Genomic DNA, 16,102 nt, shown 5'->3' with positions numbered 1-16,102 from the left:
CTCAACTGCTGCAGCAATTTTATTATAAGTAGGGGCATTCGTTTCATCGATATACTTATCTTTACAATACATATACAAATGTGGACATTCGGCCTTCTATAGTGAATCAAGCATGCCAACATTTCTGTCATATCTCATGCTAATTAATAGTACAAAATCGTGATCCTTTCGAAGAGTAGTGAAAAAGAAAAAAGCCATTTCAGTAGAATTGGCTTTTCTTCATGTTATGGAAATAGAGCCTAGGGGGAATCGTCCTAGGCTTTAAGCCCTATTCTCGAGGGGGAGTATATCCGTTGCCCTATTCAGGACCCGCCGATCTTATAGGATAATATAGAAAATGTATCCACTTGAATAGGGATGGGAGTGATTCCTCTTGTTACAATTAAACAGCGAACTGTGGGGCAAGCTAACCGGTCCTTACGAGTCGGGCGAAATGGTACCTGAACTGTTGGAGCGTCTGATGCTTGATTTCGATAAAGAAGTTTTCGACGAACTATTCCAGGAGCACTTATATCACCAAAATACGATCTATACCGTCACTTACGCGGCAGTACCTTATCTGGCCAAACTTGCTCTCGCATCAAAAAATATGGAAGTGCGCCATGAAATCTACATCACTTGCGGGATTATCGAGTCGTGTCATGACAAAACAAGATCTGAGCCGTATCCCTCGGATTGGAACGAACTCGCTGCTGAAACGGGAAACGAGGTTTGTACGGAGATGTACCAATCTTACTTAAAAGCGATAGCGGAGCTTGCTTCGCTGGTTCCAGAGATGTTGGCCTACGCCAAACAAGAAATAAGCAGCGATACCGAAAAAAGATATGTTCTCATTGCCGACGCAGCTTATCGGGAATCCCAGAGCGTGGCAAACATGTTTCTGAATTTTACGGCTGGCGACGAATATGTGGCCGTTTGCGGAGTATGTAATCAAGAGGCTTACTTGTGGCCGAGCGGAGAAGGCGGTCGTATACAAGCATTCGCGGAAGATCCGGTATTCGAACCCCTTCAGGCAGCACATGAGGTTACTCCCGTTGAGGCATTCGTTGAAGCGGAACATCAAATACTGGCGGAGCGAGCCGATCAGCTGGGCGATTCCTCTTTTTTGAACCAATTGCCGTATTTGGCCGGGGAAATGAATTGTCCTTCATGCGGCGCCAGAATGCAGGTTTGGCCTAGTTTCCTTTCGACTTTTGGAGGGTAATAAACAAGAACTGGATATTGCATCCATTTCTATGTTTGGGGGGAATGACTTATCAGTGTTTCTATTTATTACACATGCACGAGGGAATACGTCCTAACAGAAAGCGAACAACAAGCAATCACAGCCATTGTCCAACGTTATGATCAGGATTTTGAAGGGAAAGACCGGGCGGAGTCTTTCACAGTGTACAAATTCGATTCGTCCAGATCAACGGAGATCTTCGCTGGCGCTACCAAGCTGTCCATGACGGATCAGATTGAAGATTTGCTGAACGATTTATTTCATTGGTTGAAATGTTTGGCCGAGATACGTAGAAAAGTAGACGGTGGTGAATGGCATGTTCACCTGGATGATATCGATGCCGTGTGGGATGATGAATTAGGCTGGAAAATGCCTGAAAACTGATTTCCATAATGAATGCCATGCACTTGCTTGCCAGCCTTCAAATCATAATCATTACCTTTTAGACTACTTACACTTGAAGTCGCTAAAAACGAGCTAATGTTCAATTTTAACGTCAGTTCTACTGAATCTCGGTAAACCCTAACACACTCAATGATCGTACTAAGCATCATTTTCTTTTTAGCAGTAGAAGCTTTCTTAAATACCTCGCTCCAAACAGGAATATAGGTCTGGAGAGCCTGCATTTCAACTTGTTCTACCTTTTTAGCATTGAGCTTCTAAATTACCTCAAAAAGAAATAGACCGCCCTAGTCCAAAGGATGCGGTCTATTTCTGCCCGTAATACCTGAAATCAGCCGCCCTTAAAAGCGGCTATTGCACTGGGAGCCGTGTTTCCGCACGGCACTCTTTGCATTGTACGATTTATCTACCCAAACTATACCACGATCAAAACCAAATAAAAAGTCACTCCGCTTCCTGAACAACAAAAAAAAACGGCATTTCTGCCGTTTCTTTAGGATGGACTCTCAGGGGCTCGAACCCTGGACAAATAGATTAAGAGTCTACTGCTCTACCAACTGAGCTAAGAGTCCATATGAAGTTTGGTGGAGCCAAGGGGGATCGAACCCCTGACCTCATCGCTGCCAGCGATGCGCTCTCCCAGCTGAGCTATGGCCCCAAACGTAATTTTCAGATGTATGTAATCACACATTCTAAAATTCAGTTCGGTGTATTTATGTCATTCTGACAAATCCAAGCGCCGTAGGCGACTCCTATATAATATAAAAAATCGCCTTCGCTGTCAACACTTTTTTTAGTCATTAGACTAGCCACACTCTACAATCTGTCCAGATCCCCGGTGCTCTTAGATAACAGACCCTTCAGTTCCTTCATAAACATGTTAATATCCTTGAACTGGCGGTATACGGATGCAAAGCGAACATAAGCGACTTCATCTACTGGATAGAGCTGCTCCATAACCAACTCACCGATCTGTTGGCTCTCCACCTCAGCTACGGCGATACCGCGTAGGGATTTCTCTACCTCAGAGACGATCTTCTCTAGACGTTCTACAGAGACGGGGCGTTTCTCGCAAGCACGGATAAGACCACGCAGTATTTTATCACGGCTGAACTCCTCGCGGCTGCCGTCTTTTTTGATCACGATTAACGGTGTTTCCTCGATCATTTCAAAGGTTGTAAACCGTTTGCTGCAACGCTCACATTCACGCCTGCGGCGGATGGACTTATTCTCATTCGCTGGTCGCGAGTCGAGCACTTTAGTATTTGTGTGATCGCAGTAAGGGCATTTCATAAGCTTCATCACTTCCTATTACATAATGTTTTTAGTCCCGGTATGTTAAACATCCGGCTTTTGAAGGGCTATTTCATTTTTTCCAGAAATCACCGTTTTTTTATTGTAATGATTATGGCAAGTCCGGCACATAATACAGTTACCAACAGAGGAGGTGAACAGCAATGAGCCAAAACAACAGCTCCAATAACCTTGTAGCTCCAAATTCCCGTGGTGCTTTGGAACAACTTAAATATGAAGTTGCCCAAGAACTCGGAATCACGCTTTCCCCAGATGGTTACCAAGGCAATAAAACTTCTTATGAAAATGGTTCGATCGGTGGTTACATCACTAAACGTCTTGTAACCCTGGCAGAACAACAATTGGCAGGTCAATACAAATAACCTGTCCACATAAGCTTACTGAAGAAGTATTAAACGATCGCAAGATCGTTTAATACTTCTTTTTATACATAACACGGTTTTAGAATTCGTTGTAAATATCCGTGTACTGATCATAGTAATAGTTGACGCGCTGTACATAATGGCGGGTTTCACCAAACGGAATATCCTTAATCGTAGCATCCGTTCCATCCCAGATCCCCTCATCCAGCCATTTTTGAACTTTACCCGGTCCAGCATTATATGCAGCGATAACCGCTGTACGTTTTCCTTCGAATTGACGGGATAATGTTGAAAGATACCAGGTACCTAGTTCAATATTTGCTGATGGTTCATGCTTTAGCTCCTCCATAGAAACATCAGGAAGCTTGGCCTTTTCAAGGGCCCATTTGGCGGTATCCGGCATAAGCTGCATTAAACCTATAGCACCTTTTCTGGATTCTCGTCCAGTTTTGAAGTTCGTTTCCACTCGGATAATCGAAGCCACTAGAAATGGGTCAATATCGTACGTAACGCTGTGCTTACGGATCTCATCTTTATAATGGATCGGATAAAACCAGGACATCCAGTTCGTACTCAGAAACAATATCGCAGTAAAACCAATGAATAACAGAAGAAGGACTCTTTTTTTACGTAACCATTTCATGATAAGCCCAGCCTGTCCCAAAGAACAGCAACCTGTTGCTCAGTGTGCGCAAGTTCGCCACTGTTGTCAATGATATAGTCCGCTTTGTTACGCTTCGCTTCAATATCCATCTGTGCATTTAAGCGTGCTTCTGCTTGTTCTATAGAAAGTCCGTTACGTTCCATTAATCGAGCGATTTGCACTTCACGAGGCACGTAGACCACCAGTATTTCATGGAACATGTTCTCGAGTCCTGATTCGAAAAGAAGAGGGATATCCACAATTGTTAACTTCTTTGGATCTTCTTCCTCCATGCTGTTCATACGTTCTTTAATCTCCCGCCGGATTGCGGGATGCGTCAGATTGTTCAGGGCTTGCAGGGCCGCCGGGTCTTGAAATACAATGTCCCCCAGCTTGCCCCTATTCAGTGTGCCATCCGAAGAGAGGATCTCGCTTCCGAATTGTTTCACAGCCGCAGCCAGCACCTCATGACCGGGGAGCATAACTTCTCTGGCGATCACATCCGCGTCAACCAGCCTCGCTCCCTTGCTCACAAGCAGTGCGGACACCGTGCTTTTTCCGGATGCAATGCCTCCGGTTAAGCCAATAATCATGTACTCACCTCATAATAGCTTCAGTATTCCCATTGTAATTAATAATAACGCGGGTAGTGCAGCAGCATGCTTCATCCAGTAGTTCCCGGCGAATCTTAATCCAGTCTTCATGCCCAGCAATAGAAATGTACCACTAAACAGAGCAATTGTAAGTGATGTCCATATCGGATTGAACCCCAGCAATGCTGCGCCAAGTCCAGCTCCAAAAGCATCTAGAGAGAGGGCAATCCCGAGCAGCATAGCCTCCATCGAAGAAATACTCCCGGAATCATCCATATCTGCAGAAGACGGAGTACGTAAGATCTGTACAACAATCCCCAATCGTCGTAACTCAAGGGAAAAGACAGCCGACTTTGCCTGCTCAGGAGCCATGGTAACCTGTTCTACAACATCTTCAGTATCAACAGCTACCTCTGCCCGAGCTTCTGTGGATAGTACATTTTCTTCACTACCTACTTTACGCTCACCTGTCTGTTCCTTCTCTTTCTGCATTAACATCTGGACGAGCGACCAGCACCCCATTAGCACGAGTATAACAGCGCCAACCTCAGAAGCTGCATGTGGAGACACTACCTTGGCAAGCAGAACACCCACTTGCATAGATACACAGATAACTACCCCCGAACAAAGCGAGATAATCAGAATGGAGAGCAATGGTATTTTCATTTTACGCAGTCCATATGTAATACCAACGCCAAAACCATCCAAACTCAAAGCAAAAGCTAGTAATATTAGTGAAAAAAATGGGCTGAGCACCCGCAATCCCTCCTGTGAAGAACCGGAACACTGAAGAATGCACTTCATTCAGCTTCCGTTCTCTATTAAGCATTCTTCACACAGTATATGGGCGGGACAAGTAGTGGGTGCCAACCTAATTACTTCTTCAGTTTTCAACCTTACGCTGACAGCTTGGACAATAATGCGTGCCGCGGCCACCTACAACCGTTTTCTCAATCATCGTTCCACAGTGGTTACACGGCTGATCTTTACGACCGTAAATCAACAGCTGTTGCTGATAAGTGCCGCTCTCACCTTGACCATTCACATATGATTTTATAGACGAACCACCAGCGTTTACCGCTTCCGTTAGCGTACTGACAATAGCGTAATGTAGCTGATCAAGTTGCTCATCCGAAAGATCTTTGGCGCTGACTTCAGGATGTATCCCTGCACGATGTAACGACTCATCTACATAAATATTACCTATGCCGACGATATATTCCTGATTCAGCAGCAGTGATTTAATTTTTGTGCTTTTGCCTGATACAATCTGCTTAAACCTCTCCCGCGTAAAGGATGGCTCCAGCGGCTCCTGTCCTAGTTTATTAAGAGGAGGCAGCTGGAGGTCTTCACCAATCTGAAAAAGATGCATTGTACCAAACTGACGAACATCCGTGTAACGCAGCTCAGTGCCATCGGTAAAATGGAATATCACATGCGTATGCTTGTCCAGTGGATCTTCGTTCGAAAAAAGTCCGTAACGGCCCTCCATCCGTAAATGAGATACCAGCACCAAACCGTCTAACACGATGCGCAAAAATTTCCCTCTTCGTTCAACATTAACAATGCTATGACCTGCGAGCAGGTTGGCAAAAGCCTGAATATCATCCGGCCGCTGAATAATCCGGGCCAACCGGACGGTTACACTCTCTATCTGCTTTCCATTAACTAAATCATTCAGTGTTCTCTTGACTGTCTCTACTTCCGGTAATTCCGGCATGATGTCTTCACCTCAACTACATTATAGCTGATATGCACACCTTAAAGGGAGCCTATTTCGCTTCGTACCAGTTGCTACCAAAACTTACCTCTGCTTTAAGCGGCACCGATAACTGCAATGCTCCACCCATTACTTCCGGCAAAAGCGTCTTCATGAGCTCCATTTCATCCTCTGGCACCTCGAATACAAGCTCATCGTGTACCTGAAGCAACATACGGCTCTTTAGCCCACGCTCAAATAGCGCCTTGTCCATATGCACCATCGCCAGCTTAATAATATCAGCGGCAGTTCCTTGTATAGGTGTGTTCATTGCTGTACGTTCCGCAAAAGAACGTAGATTAAAGTTCTTCGCATTAATCTCAGGCAAGTAACGACGGCGTTCCAGCAGCGTGGTTACATAACCATGTTTCCTTGCATCAACTACGATATCATCCATATATCGACGTACACCTTGGTATACTTCGAAATACTGCTCAATAAATTGAGCGGCTTCTTTGCGAGGAATATTCAAGTTCTGCGACAGACCATAATCACTGATTCCGTACACGATACCAAAGTTAACGGCTTTAGCAGCACGACGCATATTGCTATCAATCTGATCGGCGGTAACTCCAAATACATCCATCGCTGTCTTCGTGTGAATATCCATATCATGGAGAAAAGCTTCCTTCATCCGCTCATCACCGGAGATGTGCGCAAGTACCCGTAGTTCAATCTGCGAATAGTCCGCCGCCAGAATGGACCAGCCCGGTTCGGATGGAACAAACACTTTACGGATTTTACGTCCTTCTTCTAAGCGGATTGGAATGTTCTGCAGGTTCGGAAATTGGCTGCTAAGCCGTCCTGTCGCAGCAATCGTCTGCCGATAGAATGTATGCACCTTCCCTGTTTTCGGGGAAATTTCCTTGAGTAGCCCCTCTACATAGGTGGATTGCAATTTGGCAATCGTGCGATATTGTAGAATCAAACGTACCACATCGTGATACGGTGCTAACTTTTCCAGCACCTCTGCGTCTGTTGAATATCCGGTCTTCGTCTTCTTGACGACAGGAAGACCCAGTTTTACAAATAAGATCTCGCCCAACTGCTTAGGTGAATTCAAATTAAACTCTGTGCCACAAATTTCATAAATTTCGGTGACCAGCTTTGAAATCTGAGCTTCGAATTCTTTTCCTAATTCTTTAAGATCCCCTTCGTTGACTGCAATCCCCTGTTTCTCCATATCCGCAAGAATACGTGATAATGGCATTTCGAGATCCTCGAACAGTCCGGTCATCGCCGTTTCGATCAATTCCTGCTGTTGTTTCTGGGCGATGCCAAGTACCGCAGCACTCTTACGTGCGACATGATTTCCTAAGATTTCAAGCTCAGGAATCTTATATTTGGCGCCTTTACCAAATACATCTTCATCAGGTGACAATCTTGGCAAGCCGTATTTCGTAGCGAGATCGTTTAGGTTCTGATTAGCTTCCGTCGGATCCAGCAAATAAGCCGCCAGCTGCACATCATGGGCTGCACCTGCAAAAGCAATCCCCTGCCAATGCAGTGCCAAATCAGCACGGTGAAGATCATATCCGCTCTTCGGAGCCTTCTCATCTCCTAACCAGTCGCGTAGCTTCGCAGCCGCTGGTTTCTGTAGTAATTCAAACGGCACATAATAATGTCGCTCCAGAGTAGATAGCCCTACCCCGATCACCTCGGCACGATGCGGATTATCCCCATTGGATTCTACATGCAGTGCCGAAATACTAGGGAGCGCTTCATTTAGCGCCTCAAGTTCATCTTCACTCACGATCGAAATATCGAGTGTAGCAGCTTCTACTTCCGCTGCACTCTCTTCTCCATCAGCTACTGGAGCATAGGCACTAAGTGACAACCTTTCCAGAAGTGATTTGAATTCTAATTTTGCGAGTGCGGGTCCTGCTGTATCCGCAGAAATTCCGTTAAAGATCATATCTTCCCACGAATGCTCAAGAGGCACTTCACGATAGATGGTTGCCAGTTTCTTACTCATGACAGCGTCTTCCGCGTGAGCTTCCAGCTTTTCTTTCATTTTACCTTTAAGCTCACCGGTGCCAGCTAATACACCTTCAACCGATCCGAATTGATGCAGCAGCTTGAGCGCTGTTTTCTCACCAACACCCGGAACGCCCGGAATGTTATCACTCGCATCACCCATCAGTCCCTTAAGGTCGATGATCTGCTCGGGTGTTAAATCATATTTCTCTCGAATTTGTTCTGGTCCATAAAGCTCAACCTCAGTAACTCCTTTGCGGATCAACGCAACGGTCGTATGTTCGGAAGCCAATTGAAGCATATCCTTGTCTCCCGACACGATCATAACCTTCCGGCCTGCTTCATCTGCTTGGCGAGAAATGGTTCCAATAATATCATCGGCCTCATAATTGCCAATTTCAAACTGCGGTACACCCAGATTTCTGAGCAAATCTTTCAGCAGTGGAAACTGCTCGGAGAGCTCGGGAGGTGTCTTTTGCCGACCGCCTTTATAATCCTCATAACCTTCATGCCGGAATGTGACTTTCCCTGCATCGAAGGCAACAATCATATGTGTCGGCTTGTGTTCTTCAATTAAACGGAGCAGCATCGTTGTGAAACCGTACACCGCGTTCGTCTGTTGCCCTGCTGTATTCGTTAGCGGGGGCATCGCGAAGAATGCGCGGTAAATAATATTATTTCCATCTATAAGTATCAACTTGTCCATAGTGCACCTCGCCTTTTTCATGCTTACTTCTTACATCTTAACATATGGCCTGTCCAAGTAGAAACGGCTATACCAACTTAAACAATGGGATTAGCTGAAATGTTAGTAACATTAAGAGCTAATATGGGGTAATACAACAAGTAGCCGCCCTTATAAAAGGACGGCTACTTTCATTTACCTAAAAACACAAAAGATGTGAAGGTACGATAGTAATGGAGGAGAAGTTTGGAACTGTAGGAGCGAAGCGCCCGCCTTTGTCTCCGGATTTCAACCATAAAAAGCGGTATAAAATCAAGAAATCTGGAGACAACAGCGGCCGGAAGTCCAAACATTCTCCGCAGTTACGACAAGTACCAAACATCTTTTGAATCAAAACTATTCATTCAAATCTGGACGACTACCGGTAACCAGGTAAACTACGCTTTCACCAATGTTAGTAGCGTGATCGCCAATCCGTTCGATATAACGGCCTACCAGTGTCAATAACATAGCTTGGGATACTGTCTCCGGCTTTGTTACCATATAAGAATACAACTCATTAATCATCGCACCATACAATTGATCGACCTGATCATCATCCTGTGCCATTTTATAAGCCAGATCAGTGTTCTCATCCAGATAAGACTGGATCGCCTCATCGATCATAATTGTCACGATTTCAGCCATACGAGGAATGTCTACAAGGGGCTTAATCAGCTGTTGGCCTTGAAGACGCATGGTCGCCTTAGCTACATCAATCGCCAGATCCCCCATGCGTTCCAAATCGCTTGATATTTTGAAGGCAACGATAATGCGGCGCAAATCCTTAGCTACGGGCTGCTGCGTTATAATTAAGCGTGAGCCAATTTCCATGATTTTATCTTCCATGGCATTCAGCTGTAAATCCGCTTCAACGACTTCCTGTGCGAGCGTTGTATCTAGATTTTGTAATGCATTAATTGCACCTTCAAGAGCATCCTTAACATGCTCACCCATCTGCTGCAGCAGACTGCGCAGCTCTTCCAAGTCTTTATCAAATTCTTTTCTGCGAATCATAATAAGAGCGATCCTCCTCATTAACGTATGGTCAGCTTGCCATTTCCAGGGACGAACACCCTTTTAAATCTGATCAGCCGAAACGTCCGGAAATATAATCTTCAGTGCGGGAATCTTTAGGGTTCGAGAAAAGCACCTCTGTGTCCGCCGCCTCTACAATTACACCATTTAAGAAAAACACGGTTCGACCGGATACACGTGCGGCCTGATGCATGTTATGAGTTACCATAACAATGGTATACTCACTTCTTAGTTCCTGAACAAGCTCTTCTATCTTGAGAGTGGATACAGGGTCGAGCGCAGAGGTTGCCTCATCCATTAGCAGAATATCAGGCTGTACCGCTAACGCTCTAGCAATACAAAGCCGCTGCTGCTGTCCACCAGACAAGCTAAGGGCAGATTTCTTCAGAAAATCTTTCACTTCCTCCCATAGGGCGGAGTGACGCAAGCTTTTTTCTACGATCTCATCCAGTTCACTTTTGGAACGGATGCCGTGTAAACGGGGACCGTAAGCTACATTGTCGTAAATCGACTTAGGAAAAGGATTCGGCTGTTGAAACACCATACCGACCTGCTTACGCAGGCTTTCCACCTCTACCTCATCACTATAAATATTTTTGCCACCGATGTTTACAGTTCCTTCTATACGTGTGCCAGGAATCATATCATTCATACGATTCAATGTGCGAAGCAACGTGGATTTCCCGCAACCGGAAGGTCCAATAAAAGCGGTAACCTGTTTCTCCGGGATTTGCAGATTCACATTCTTCAGTGCGTGGAACGACTCATAGTAGAGATCAAGATTCTCTATGTCAATGATGGATTTCATTAGTGTTTACGTCTCCTTCTCATCATCTTCGATCTCCATGATAAGCTTTTAGTGTAAATACAGTTGGAGAGAAATGTTAACGCAATGTAAAATCAGTGAGATGAATGGGTCCACATCACAGTATTTCCCCAGAAGCCAACTAGTACTCCGAGCATTTCTTATTTATGAAAAGTATAGAAAAAATAGAACTCCAGTCACTCTAAATGACCGGAGCTCTTTTTTTATTAACCACTAATTTATAGCCTACGCCTCGAATCGAATCGATATGAACGGATTCTGGATCCAGCTCAAGCTTTTTACGAAGTGAACTCACATGCACGTCCACCGTACGCTGCCCACCAATATAATCAAAGCCCCATACAGCATTCATGAGATCATCTCTCGTCAACACAACCCCTGGCTTACGAGCCAAATATAATAGCACTTCGAACTCTTTAGGCCGTAAATTAATACTATGACCACCGAGGGAGACTTCATATCTCTCAGGGTAAATCTCTAATTGACCTAAGATAATGGTAGAAGCAGAGATAGGTGTTTCTGTCGGTGCTTCCTCAGCAAGTCCAGAAATCCTCCGAAGTACAGCACTTACTCTAGCGAGCAGTTCAGAGACGCCGAATGGTTTGGTTATATAATCATCAGCACCTGATTTCAGCCCTCTAACTACATCTTCTTCCGCATTTTTAGCGGTCAACACAATAATAGGTGTTCGGATACCTTGTCCACGCAATTTATCAAGGATGTCAATGCCATTCATACCTGGCAACATCAGATCTAATACGATCAAGTCAAAAGGTTCCCTCGTCGCACGATCATATCCTGCCGTACCATGATCCTCTACTGTTACCTCGTAACCTTCCTGCGTTAAGTTATAGGACAGCAGCCGGGCCAGTGTCGGTTCGTCTTCAATGACAAGCAATCGTTGAGCCATAGGTTCCCCCGTCTTCCATATAGTTTGATTTTTACAAAGCAACAACAAAACAATCATATCACCACAATGTTAACTTGGTGTAAAATCAATAAGATGAATTTACAAAAATCTAATCCACCTTTTCTTCCTGCAAGAGCGGCAACTCAATAATAAATGAACTTCCGATCCCCAGATCACTTTTAACCGAAATCACACCATGGTGCAGATCTATCAAGTGCTTCACAATAGACAGTCCCAGCCCCGTTCCACCGGAACTTCTTGATCTTGCTTTATCCACTCGATAAAAACGTTCGAAAATGCGCGGCAGATCCTTTTTGGGAATTCCCATCCCTGTATCGGTAACGGTAAATTGGACATTCTCTGAACCATCTGGCTTCAGTATATTCTTAACATAGACTTTTACGCTACCCCCTTCATGCGTGTAATTAATCGCATTGGAGAGCAAATTCATAAAAATTTGACGTAGTTTATCTTCATCGGCCTCAATGAACAGCTCCTCAGGAACCTCTACGTTAAGACTAATACTTTTCTTCTCAGCCACTTTGCTAATGGTTCCCAGCACGGAATCAAAGAATTCAATGATATGAACAGGTGAGCAATCGAGCTGCACACGTTTAGATTCGATTTTAGATAATTCCAGAATATCTCCAATCAATCGATTTAAGCGTTCGTTCTCATCATAAATAATTTGCAAGAAGGAACGGGCTGTCTTCTCATCCTTAACCCCACCACCCAGCAAGGTCTCGGCAAATCCTTTAACAGCGGCAACCGGCGTCTTCAATTCATGGGATACGTTAGCGACAAATTCACTTCGCATCCGCTCCAGGCGACGAATCTCTGTTACTTCCTGCAGCAGGAAGAGCATGCCTCTATACGTCCCGTCCTGGATCATAGGTACTGCGTCCATACGTACAATCCGCTCTCTCGGATTGTAAATACTTCGTTCTTCATGGAGCGGTTCTTTATTCGATACCCCTTCTTCAAGCAGACGTGTTAACTCATAATGACGCTTTAGCTCCTTGTACGAATGACCCGCCATTTCACTGTTGCTAACATCCAGCATCCGCTCTGAGGCTCGGTTCAGCAGGGCAATTTCTTCGTCCGCATTGATCATTATGATGCCGCCAGTCATATTGTCCAGTACGCTTTGCAGCAGATCCTCATTATCACGAATAGTCTTAAGCTGAGCTTGAAGACTGTCAGCCATGGCATTTATCGCTGTCGCCAGCTGCCCAACCTCATCTTTACGCTTCAAATGGACTCTTGCATCATAATCAAGATCTGTAATACGCCGCGCGACTCTCGTGATTTGTTCAAGCGGTGAAGTCATGCTCGATGCCACTTTGTAGCTGACAATAGTTGCTGCCAGGAACAAAACAACTAACCCCCCAGCCATAATCATCCAAGCACGGTTAAGCCCTTCCGTTACTGCATCCAGTCCCATCGAGACCCGAATGTAACCGTCAAAACCATGATCTGAGGTCACCCGCTCAGCTACATATAACATCTCGCGATCTAAAGTTTCGCTGTAACGAATGGCTCGTCCAGTCCCCTCTTTAGCCGCAACAATCTCCTCTTCACGATTGGCGTGATTGTCCATCTCCAGAGGATTTTTCTCTGAATCCCCTAAAACTTTGCCTGACTTACTAATAAAAGTAATCCGGGAATCCAGAAGCTTGGCGATATGCTCTGCCTGCTCCGTGTAATACGGAATGGAATTGGAGGCGTCCATATCTACAAATTCCAATGTACCTGCGAGTAGATTTATTTCCCGGGACATGTTCTCTTCGAGAGCAGCTATATGGGAGCTCTTAAACAGATGAGCCATCGTAAATCCAGTGCCAATCATGGAAATACCGATTAAGGCCATAAGTATAAACGTAAGACGAGCGCGAAACGGTTTCATCTGAAGTGTGCCTCTCCCTTTTTCATTGTATCTTTTATCCTAACTTCATTTTCATCAAAAAACCAGTGCGACTATTTTCGTGACATAAATCCCTACTATAATAGATTATATAAAAATAACAGCCCAAGTTGATTATCTCTGGACTGTTACTTTGTATTACTTTTGTAAAATATCATGATTTCATTCTATACAGGTTGCAAGAAACCATTGATTGCCCTGAGTATCTCTAATACCCGCTCCTCTTTCCCCATAAGGCTTATCTAATGGTTCTTCAATGATGGATGCCCCGGCATCCAAGCACTTACGAAAGGTCTCATCCACATTTCTTACATATAGATGAATAGCGAGCTGTACTGGTGAATATTTCTCATTAGCCTCGGAAACCTCGATGATCGAATCTCCTATTCTAAGTTCTGCATGTCTAATCTTGCCTTCATCATTCCGCAGCATATCATTAATTCTTGCATCAAAACAGTTCACAACAAAATCAATCAATTGATCTGCACCAGCCACGATAAAATACGGAGTAACGTTAAGAAGACCATTTCTAATATAATGTGGTACCATTCGTCAACCTCCTTTAGACAAGCATAAACACCTTCGGCGTCCCTATATAGACGCTAAGTGATTACACGAGGAATATAAGGATAGATTATAGCGTGGAACATATAAATTCTTATATTTTCGATAAAACCGGAGAAAAAGCCATAGCAGCGGATGTCCCCACTATATGACTATTTCACCGGACTGTACCCGACTTATTTAAATACAGGTTCTTTAAACTGAGTTAATTTTGCTGCGGAATCTTTCTCTACATCTGCGTGCAGACTGTTGCCATGGGCATCCATCGTTACAATAGCAGCGAAACCATCCACATCCAAATGCCACATTGCTTCAGGAATGCCAAATCCCATAAAATCAACAGCATTTACCTTCTTGATGCATTCCGCATAATACTGTGCAGCGCCACCAATCGCATTGAGATATACGCCCCCGTGCTCCTGAAGAGCTTTTAACGTTTTAGGACCCATTCCACCTTTTCCGATGACGGCACGAATTCCAAATTTTTTGATAATATCGCCTTGATAGGGCTCTTCACGGATACTAGTAGTCGGACCCGCTGCTTTAACATGCCAGCCTTCCTCGTCCTTCATCATTACAGGACCACAGTGATAGATAACTGCACCGTTCAAATCCACCGGAGCCTCATGATCCATTAGATATTTATGAAGTGCGTCACGGCCCGTATGCATTTCACCGGATAAAATTACTACATCCCCAACTCGTAAACTACGGATATCCTCTTCACTAATCGGTGTAGTCAGGTGGACTTCGCGAGATCCAGTAGCCGCATTGTCTTCACCTGCATCTGCCACTTCCGTTTCCGACGCCTGGTCCCGTCCATCATCAACCGAAATCCCTGTACCACTCTCGTACAACCAGTCCTCTATATTGCCTGTTGACGGATCAACCAGCACACCTTGGCGACGGAAAGCCCAACAATTGTAGGCAACAGATACGAAAAAGCTGGCTGGCAAACGATTCATAACGCCGACCTTACAACCAAGCAGCGAAACTTCCCCACCAAAGCCCATCGTTCCAATACCCAACTTATTGGCATTCTCCATGATATAGTCTTCCAGCTTGCTGAGATCCTCTATTGGATTAACATCCTCCACTTTGCGGAACAGCTGCTTCTTAGCCAGCTCATAGCCAGTTGTGCGGTCGCCGCCGATACCAACACCAATAAAACCAGCGCTACAGCCTTGCCCTTGTGCCTGATAAACAGCATGTAAAATACATTTACGAATTCCGTCCAGATCACGGCCTGCCTTGCCCAATCCTTCTAATTCTGCTGGAAGGCTGTATTGAATATTCTTATTCTCGCAGCCGCCACCCTTCAGAATCAGTCTGACATCTATTTTTTCCTCTTCCCATTGTTCAAAATGAATGACCGGTGTACCTGCTCCCAAATTATCTCCGCTGTTCTCACCTGTCAATGAATCTACAGAATTTGGGCGAAGCTTACCATTCTTGGTCGCCCGTACAATGGCGTTGTGAATATCTTTTTTCATCTCAATCTGATTGATTCCCACAGGTGTGTGAATGATAAATGTAGGCATTCCCGTATCCTGACAGATCGGTGATACTTGCTGCTCAGCCATTCCGATATTTTGAGCAATCGTAGTTAACGCAAGACCTGACCGGGTAGCTCTGTCCTCTAGTGCGCGACCCTTGGCGACCGCCCGGCGTACATCACCCGGCAAGTTCGTGGACGTTTCAACAATTAGATTATAAATGCTGTCTTCAAAATGCTGCATATTCATTCAAGCTCCTCTCAGCAGATCCAGATTATCAAAAGTCTGATACAATTAGTATAATAATATCATACCTAGCAGCTCATGAAAGGGGTTACTTTAAAA

Annotated in this window: 15 protein-coding genes and 2 tRNA genes; 3 read left to right on the top strand and 14 right to left on the bottom strand. The window is 44.7% G+C overall.

Annotated features, from left to right (window positions below; all coding sequences use genetic code 11):
• Positions 1–433: 433 nt before the first annotated feature.
• Complete coding sequence (locus NSS87_RS09710) at positions 434–1,204, top strand: hypothetical protein (protein WP_339246600.1); 771 nt, start codon at positions 434–436, stop codon at positions 1,202–1,204.
• Between the two features lie 183 nt (positions 1,205–1,387).
• Positions 1,388–1,609: a hypothetical protein gene (locus NSS87_RS09705; protein WP_339246598.1), complete on the top strand. Its 222-nt coding sequence runs from the start codon at positions 1,388–1,390 to the stop codon at positions 1,607–1,609.
• 517 nt (positions 1,610–2,126) lie between these two features.
• Here NSS87_RS09705 and NSS87_RS09700 read toward each other — a convergent pair.
• The 3 genes from NSS87_RS09700 to nrdR form a co-directional block, all read right to left on the bottom strand.
• Positions 2,127–2,199 (bottom strand) — tRNA-Lys (locus NSS87_RS09700).
• A 10-nt stretch (positions 2,200–2,209) separates the two neighbouring features.
• Positions 2,210–2,285, bottom strand: a tRNA-Ala gene (locus tag NSS87_RS09695).
• Positions 2,286–2,443: 158 nt separating this feature from the next.
• The gene (gene nrdR / locus NSS87_RS09690) at positions 2,444–2,920 is read right to left on the bottom strand and encodes a transcriptional regulator NrdR (RefSeq protein ID WP_042126015.1); all 477 of its coding nucleotides are present in this window, start codon (positions 2,918–2,920) and stop codon (positions 2,444–2,446) included.
• Between the two features lie 164 nt (positions 2,921–3,084).
• On the opposite strand from nrdR, the gene NSS87_RS09685 reads away from it, so the two are divergent.
• On the top strand, positions 3,085–3,303 hold the full coding sequence (locus NSS87_RS09685) for an alpha/beta-type small acid-soluble spore protein (RefSeq protein ID WP_042126012.1): 219 nt from the start codon (positions 3,085–3,087) through the stop codon (positions 3,301–3,303).
• A gap of 79 nt (positions 3,304–3,382) precedes the next feature.
• Here the strand turns inward: NSS87_RS09685 and NSS87_RS09680 are convergent, their stop codons facing one another.
• From NSS87_RS09680 to NSS87_RS09630, 11 genes are all read right to left on the bottom strand, one after another.
• Positions 3,383–3,946 (bottom strand): lytic transglycosylase domain-containing protein, encoded by a 564-nt coding sequence (locus NSS87_RS09680; protein ID WP_076283312.1) that lies wholly within the window; start codon positions 3,944–3,946, stop codon positions 3,383–3,385.
• The gene (gene coaE, locus NSS87_RS09675; protein WP_076300911.1) at positions 3,943–4,539 is read right to left on the bottom strand and encodes a dephospho-CoA kinase; all 597 of its coding nucleotides are present in this window, start codon (positions 4,537–4,539) and stop codon (positions 3,943–3,945) included. The genes NSS87_RS09680 and coaE overlap by 4 nt, the downstream gene beginning before the upstream one ends.
• A gap of 9 nt (positions 4,540–4,548) precedes the next feature.
• Positions 4,549–5,295 carry an MntP/YtaF family protein gene (locus tag NSS87_RS09670; RefSeq protein WP_076283314.1) on the bottom strand — a complete coding sequence of 249 codons (747 nt, stop codon included), beginning with the start codon at positions 5,293–5,295 and terminating at the stop codon, positions 4,549–4,551.
• A 127-nt stretch (positions 5,296–5,422) separates the two neighbouring features.
• The gene (mutM, locus tag NSS87_RS09665) at positions 5,423–6,259 is read right to left on the bottom strand and encodes a DNA-formamidopyrimidine glycosylase (protein ID WP_339246594.1); all 837 of its coding nucleotides are present in this window, start codon (positions 6,257–6,259) and stop codon (positions 5,423–5,425) included.
• 52 nt (positions 6,260–6,311) lie between these two features.
• The gene (gene polA / locus NSS87_RS09660; protein WP_339246593.1) at positions 6,312–8,981 is read right to left on the bottom strand and encodes a DNA polymerase I; all 2,670 of its coding nucleotides are present in this window, start codon (positions 8,979–8,981) and stop codon (positions 6,312–6,314) included.
• A 375-nt stretch (positions 8,982–9,356) separates the two neighbouring features.
• On the bottom strand, positions 9,357–10,016 hold the full coding sequence (gene phoU / locus NSS87_RS09655) for a phosphate signaling complex protein PhoU (protein WP_042186547.1): 660 nt from the start codon (positions 10,014–10,016) through the stop codon (positions 9,357–9,359).
• 73 nt (positions 10,017–10,089) lie between these two features.
• Positions 10,090–10,845 (bottom strand): phosphate ABC transporter ATP-binding protein PstB, encoded by a 756-nt coding sequence (gene pstB, locus NSS87_RS09650; protein WP_042186541.1) that lies wholly within the window; start codon positions 10,843–10,845, stop codon positions 10,090–10,092.
• A 199-nt stretch (positions 10,846–11,044) separates the two neighbouring features.
• On the bottom strand, positions 11,045–11,773 hold the full coding sequence (locus tag NSS87_RS09645; RefSeq protein WP_042125998.1) for a response regulator transcription factor: 729 nt from the start codon (positions 11,771–11,773) through the stop codon (positions 11,045–11,047).
• Between the two features lie 109 nt (positions 11,774–11,882).
• Positions 11,883–13,679, bottom strand: coding sequence for an ATP-binding protein (locus tag NSS87_RS09640; RefSeq protein WP_339246590.1), 1,797 nt, complete (start codon positions 13,677–13,679; stop codon positions 11,883–11,885).
• A gap of 180 nt (positions 13,680–13,859) precedes the next feature.
• The gene (locus tag NSS87_RS09635) at positions 13,860–14,246 is read right to left on the bottom strand and encodes a VOC family protein (protein ID WP_042186537.1); all 387 of its coding nucleotides are present in this window, start codon (positions 14,244–14,246) and stop codon (positions 13,860–13,862) included.
• Between the two features lie 191 nt (positions 14,247–14,437).
• Positions 14,438–16,000 carry a fumarate hydratase gene (locus NSS87_RS09630; RefSeq protein WP_339248496.1) on the bottom strand — a complete coding sequence of 521 codons (1,563 nt, stop codon included), beginning with the start codon at positions 15,998–16,000 and terminating at the stop codon, positions 14,438–14,440.
• Between the last annotated feature and the right edge of the window lie 102 nt (positions 16,001–16,102).

Source organism: Paenibacillus sp. FSL F4-0243, from assembly GCF_037963295.1.
Taxonomy (GTDB): Bacteria; Bacillota; Bacilli; order Paenibacillales; family Paenibacillaceae; genus Paenibacillus_AQ.
Note: the sequence above shows the minus strand (reverse complement) of the source record. Positions and strands in the feature narration are given on the sequence as shown.

Bases quoted from the DNA above. Each gene is read 5' to 3' on its own strand.
- NSS87_RS09710 (WP_339246600.1), top strand. From the start codon at position 434: ATGGTACCTGAACTGTTGGAGCGTCTGATGCTTGATTTCGATAAAGAA.
- nrdR (WP_042126015.1), bottom strand. From the start codon at position 2,920: ATGAAATGCCCTTACTGCGATCACACAAATACTAAAGTGCTCGACTCG.
- NSS87_RS09685 (WP_042126012.1), top strand. From the start codon at position 3,085: ATGAGCCAAAACAACAGCTCCAATAACCTTGTAGCTCCAAATTCCCGT.
- NSS87_RS09680 (WP_076283312.1), bottom strand. From the start codon at position 3,946: ATGAAATGGTTACGTAAAAAAAGAGTCCTTCTTCTGTTATTCATTGGT.
- coaE (WP_076300911.1), bottom strand. From the start codon at position 4,539: ATGATTATTGGCTTAACCGGAGGCATTGCATCCGGAAAAAGCACGGTG.
- mutM (WP_339246594.1), bottom strand. From the start codon at position 6,259: ATGCCGGAATTACCGGAAGTAGAGACAGTCAAGAGAACACTGAATGAT.
- polA (WP_339246593.1), bottom strand. From the start codon at position 8,981: ATGGACAAGTTGATACTTATAGATGGAAATAATATTATTTACCGCGCA.
- phoU (WP_042186547.1), bottom strand. From the start codon at position 10,016: ATGATTCGCAGAAAAGAATTTGATAAAGACTTGGAAGAGCTGCGCAGT.
- pstB (WP_042186541.1), bottom strand. From the start codon at position 10,845: ATGAAATCCATCATTGACATAGAGAATCTTGATCTCTACTATGAGTCG.
- NSS87_RS09645 (WP_042125998.1), bottom strand. From the start codon at position 11,773: ATGGCTCAACGATTGCTTGTCATTGAAGACGAACCGACACTGGCCCGG.
- NSS87_RS09640 (WP_339246590.1), bottom strand. From the start codon at position 13,679: ATGAAACCGTTTCGCGCTCGTCTTACGTTTATACTTATGGCCTTAATC.
- NSS87_RS09635 (WP_042186537.1), bottom strand. From the start codon at position 14,246: ATGGTACCACATTATATTAGAAATGGTCTTCTTAACGTTACTCCGTAT.
- NSS87_RS09630 (WP_339248496.1), bottom strand. From the start codon at position 16,000: ATGCAGCATTTTGAAGACAGCATTTATAATCTAATTGTTGAAACGTCC.